1 protein-coding gene is annotated in these 5,463 nt (G+C 45.2%); it reads left to right on the top strand.

Annotation, left to right across the window (positions count from 1 at the left end):
* Positions 1 to 5,209, top strand: a 5,209-nt coding sequence (locus tag NL643_RS22540) for a VCBS domain-containing protein (protein ID WP_253645235.1), incomplete at its 5' end; no start/stop codon positions are given.
* Positions 5,210 to 5,463 lie beyond the last annotated feature (254 nt).

The following is a 5,463-nucleotide window of genomic DNA, read 5'->3' as shown; positions in this document are numbered from 1 at the left end:
CTGGACCTATGAGCTAAACAATAATCATCCAGACGTGCAAGCGTTAGACGCTGATAGCGATCCGGTGACTCGCACCATGACAGTGACGTCTGCAGATGGCACGACTCATGACGTGGTCGTGACGATCACGGGCTCAGACGACAAAGCGGTCATCACACCTGATCAACCGGGTGATGATAAAGGCGCGGTTCAAGAAGACGTAACGCTGACCACTGGCGGCAACTTAAACGTGGACGACCCTGATGCAGGTGAAGCGGTATTCCAACCGCAAACCGGCGTTCAAGATGGCAACTGGGGTACCTTCTCTATCGATGAGCAGGGTAACTGGACCTATGAGCTAAACAATAATCATCCAGACGTGCAAGCGTTAGACGCTGATAGCGATCCGGTGACTCGCACCATGACAGTGACGTCTGCAGATGGCACGACTCATGACGTGGTCGTGACTATTACAGGTAACAACGATGCTCCTGAATTTATTAGTGGAACGAATGATAGCCACGGCCTAGATGAAGATGGCAAAGCCGATACCGATAGTTACCAATTTAGCATTAATGAGAATGCTGTTGCTGGCGTAATTGGGCAGGTTGAGGCATTTGATGTCGATAAAGGTAGCAATGTAACTTATCAGTTAACCAACCATACTGACCTTTTTGAAATAAACAGTCACACAGGTGAGATCAGCGTTAAAAGTGGCGTAGTCTTTGACCATGAAACGTCAGATAGCTACCAACTATTGGTAGAAGCTGAAGACCAGTCTGGGGCAAAGGATACGGCTAACGTCAATGTCGTGATAAATGACATTAACGAAGCTCCAATCGCTGAAGATGACAAAGGTATTGAGAAAGAGACTAAGGTTTTAGATCACACGAACTGGGACGACAGTGCAGATATTAGTGTGGACTACTACATCGTTGATACCAACACAGGTAACAAAATCGGTGACGCTAACAAGGCGGATTACACTGGTGACGGTGGTACGCATAAGTTTGGGGTTAGCTCTTCCTTAGATGGTGGTACGGATCAGGTAAAAGACGGTCAAATTGGATTCGATGATGCTACTTCACACAGTGAGGCTATGCGTTTCACTTTCGCTGATGGACAAGTCGCAGATCATGCTAAAGTTCAAGTTGAAAATCTTTGGAGCTCTTGGGAGCCTGGAGTTGAGCGCGGTGTTTGGAAGGCTTACTACAAAGGTGAGGTTGTCGCTTCGGGAGTATTTGAAGGAACTGGCAATCGTAAGCAAGTTGTAAGTATTGATGCGGATGGTCGATATTTTGATAGCATTGAAATGTCAGCCGTGGGTTACAAAGATGGCTTGGTTGATCCTAAGGGGTCGGAGTACTTCGTAACACAAGTTTCTGCCGATTTGACGAGCTTTGATGAGGACTATCAAACAACAGGAGCCGGTATTCTAGAGCTGGATGTGTTAGCGAATGATAGCGATCCAGACGGTGACGAACTGACTATTATTAACTACCCACAAACAGAATATCTAAACTTAATAGATGGCAAATTGGTGTTTGATGCAGCCAAATATCTTGAATCATTGCCAGAAGATCAGCGCACGATTAAGACTGGGGAAATAAAGGAATACTCATTTGAATACGTCATTGAAGATGCGGATGGTCTGACTGATAAAGCTGAAGTAACAGTGCATGTAGTAGGTGAGCCTATTTCATTGGATGATTCGCATATCATGCTCGATGAGTCTGCAGTTGGTGCGAGTTCTGGCGTACATGCTGAAGGTGATTTAGTTGCCAACCTTGGTTCTGCATCAGATGCTGAGTTCCGATTTGATTCTGAACAGAATCTGGAGACCGTTACCAGTGAAGGCAAGCCAGTGGTGTTTGAAGTGAGTGATGATCGCGGTACTTTAACCGGATATGTTGGCTCAGGTGATGATAAGGTCAAAGTCATTGAAGCGAGCATTGATGGTAAAACTGGGCATTATACCGTCGAGCAATATGAGCCAGTAGATCACTCGGAACTCGGTGCTGACACATTAGATATCCCTGTTAGCGTTCAAGTGGATGCGGGTGGCCGAGTTGAAAATGCAACTTTGCACCTTGGTGTTGTTGACTCTCTACCTTCAGTTAATTCAGAGCACCATGAAATCATGGATGTTGATCCACAAAACAACAGTGTTGTTATCGCGTTAGATGCATCGGGTTCGATGTGGGATGACATGGTTAAAAACGAGCAAGGCGTTGAAGTTACTCGCTGGGACCTAGCACGCAGTGCAATTAAGACCATGTTTGAAAAGTATGATGATCTTGGTGACGTTCGATTTAAGATTGCGACGCACTCAGGTTATCCAGATGGTCAAACGTCTGAATGGCTAGAATCTGTGGATGAGATTGATGCTTACTTGGATTCAATTGGTCGTGGTGGCTGGACGCCATATAGCCAAGCGATTGACCAGGTAAATGCTGCCTTAACTGACCTTAGCCAAGAAACAGATGACACTAGCAATCATCAGCTTTACTTTATTTCGGATGGTGCGCCAAGCGACTTCAATTCATGGGAAAATACGTCAGATTCGGCATATACAGAGTCGCGCGAGAGCTTAATGAAGTGGTCTACAGCAGACGATTTTGAAAGTGAGCAGCGCTACGAGTACTTAGCTAATGGTTCGGGTCAACCGACAGACGCTGAGCAAAGCATCATTCTTGAAAATGCGATGGATCGCAGTATCGATTCGAGTGGTGCATCTTTAGAGAACATCTGGTCAATTGGTATTGGCGCTGGTGCGGATATGAAATATCTAGAACCAGTTGCAACCGATAAAGGCTCTGCACTGGTAGTAACTGATGACTCACAAATAGAGGGGCTTCTGAACAAAACAGTATCAGGGCAGCTTCAGAGCAATCTTCTAGATGATATTAATGGCGATAGCCAATGGGTGGATCAAATTGAAGTTGATGGTGAAACCTATCATTACAATAAAGCTGATGGCACAGTAAGTGCCAGTAATGGGGCAATTATCTCTCTACACTCGTTAGCAGAGATCGACACAGAGCATGGTACGCTAACTCTTAACTTTGAAAATGGTCGCTATGACTACAAAGCGACGAATGTTAAGGGTCATCAACAAGAAAAATTCAATATCACCGTTCTCGATGCAGACGGCGATACCGCGACTGGTGAAGTGACAATCGATATTCGAGATCGCGCTCCTGAGTTTATTAGCAATACTGATGCAGATCAGACTCATGGAACCGATGTCAGCGGTATGCCAACTGCGGATAATGCAACTTTTAACGTTGCAGAGCAGGAAGCTGGATTGTTGGTGGGTAAGGTTAAAGCTTTCGACCCTGATGGTGCAGATACCATTAAATACGAGCTAAGTGGCGGTGATGCCAATTTATTCCGCGTAGATTCAAATAGCGGTGAGATTTGGCTTAAAGACGGAGTTAAGCTAGACCACTCTGTTCAGGATAGTTATCAGTTGGAAGTCACGGCGACGGATGGTACGGACAAAGACACAACTCAGGTCACTCTAAATGTAACTGAAAACCATGCCCCAACTTCATCGCCAGTACATGGCTTTGCTGAAATGGAAGACTTGCCGATTAACAAAGTGACGGTTGTGTTTGATGAATCAAACAGTATGACTCGCACATTTGATGGGCAAAATACCGTCGGTAGTGAGGCTACTGCACCCAAGATAGAATCAAGAGCTTACAAAGCTGCGGAAGCCCTTCACTCAATGGTTGAGAACATGATTGAAGAGGGTGGGCAATCCAATACTTACATTCGTTTGGTTCGCTTTGATGGAGATACGTCTACACAGAGCTGGTTAACTTTAGATCAAGTAGAGGAAATGAGCCGTCCGCCTTTGCTGAATGGACGTGATTCCAATGATCCTGAATATCTCAGCGAAGTTGCCTCTTACGTGAGTCAATGGTGTGATATTAATCACGGTACGAACACAGACTACAGCAAGGCACTAGAAGCCGTCATGGCCTTCAATGAAATAGGAACTCAATTCCCTTGGCAAGATGGCTTAGATGAAAACGGCAATTTTGATTGGGATCTGTACTTGAAAGAACAGCCAATCGAAAGTAAAGAGACCATATTCTTTATCTCTGACGGTGCACCAAACCCTAAAGAAGGTGAAACAGCAGCTCCAGATTTGAATGAACGATGGGAAGACTATAAGCAAACGCATGATGCCAAAGTTTATGGTATTGGTATTGCAACGTCAGACAATGAAAGTGCAGCCCAAGCACTGGAAGAATTGAGCGACCAAGTTGTATTTATCGATTCTGGCGAGCAGTTAGGCCAATTCCTCAATCATTTTTCACCTGAACCAATTGCTGGTGAGTTGCTGTCAGGAAGCCAAGATGCAGATGGCGACATCATGACAGTCTCTTTGGCTGATGGGGATTTCACTCTTTTAAGTGCTGATTTGCATGATGTCACCGTCGACCAAGACCTTGTTTTTTCGACGAGTCAAGTCGATGGGAGCTTACATGTTGAAACGGCATTTGGCTTGTTAGAGGTCGAGTCAAACGGCAGTTACAGCTTTACACAAAGTGATAGCTTTACCTTAGAAGGTAACCAACAAGTTGATCTTAACTTTCTCTTTAAAGTGTCAGACGGAAGAGGCGGGGTGAGTGACAACGCCTTTACTCTAACACTTAGTGAATCAGGTGCAGACGTCGCTTCTACTGAGCGTCATGCTGTCATGGGTAATGACCTGGTCAACTTGCTTGATGGTAGTGAGACTATTGATATCATGCTGGGACAAGACGGTGCAGATACCTTAAATGGCGCTGCAGGCGATGACATCCTAGTGGGTGGTCTTGGCAATGACATTCTCATCGGAGGTTTAGGGAATGATATCCTAACGGGAGGTGAAGGGAGCGATACGTTTACTTTCACCAATGAGTCTTTAAGTTCTGAAGCATCTATGGATGTCATCAAAGACTTTAATCTCGGTGAAGATAAATTAGACTTGAGTGATATTGTTTCACCAGCAGATGATGATCTGGCGGCCATGGAAGCCTTGTTGGATCACGTCAGCGCTAGTTTTGATGGTGAACAGGATACCCTCAACCTAACGATTACTAATGAGACAGGCCAATCTACATCGGTCGCACTGGAGCACTTCGACATGTCTGGCCTAGAACTGGGCGCATCAGCGACCTCGCATGAAATTGTTGACCAGTTGTTCCAACATCACGTGTTTACAACGGACTAATAATTCATCTTTGGCAAGATAACCATTAATGTTAAGCGGCATCTGAACTATTCAGATGCCGTTTTATTTTGGTTAATCCAGGGACTACATATTCTGATAACTCGGTCCACCGCCACCTTCTGGTGCTTTCCATGGTAAGCGCCCCACAAAGCACACATTCAATTAGCCAGGCACCAGACTTATGATCTTATCTTCACTAATAAGGAGATAAGATCATGGCTCACCGACGACGCAGCGATCAGGAATGGCTGGAA

It is taken from the genome of Vibrio sp. Y42_MX_L11 (assembly GCF_024181785.1).
Taxonomy (GTDB): Bacteria; Pseudomonadota; Gammaproteobacteria; order Enterobacterales; family Vibrionaceae; genus Vibrio; species Vibrio diabolicus.
Note: the sequence above shows the minus strand (reverse complement) of the source record. Positions and strands in the feature narration are given on the sequence as shown.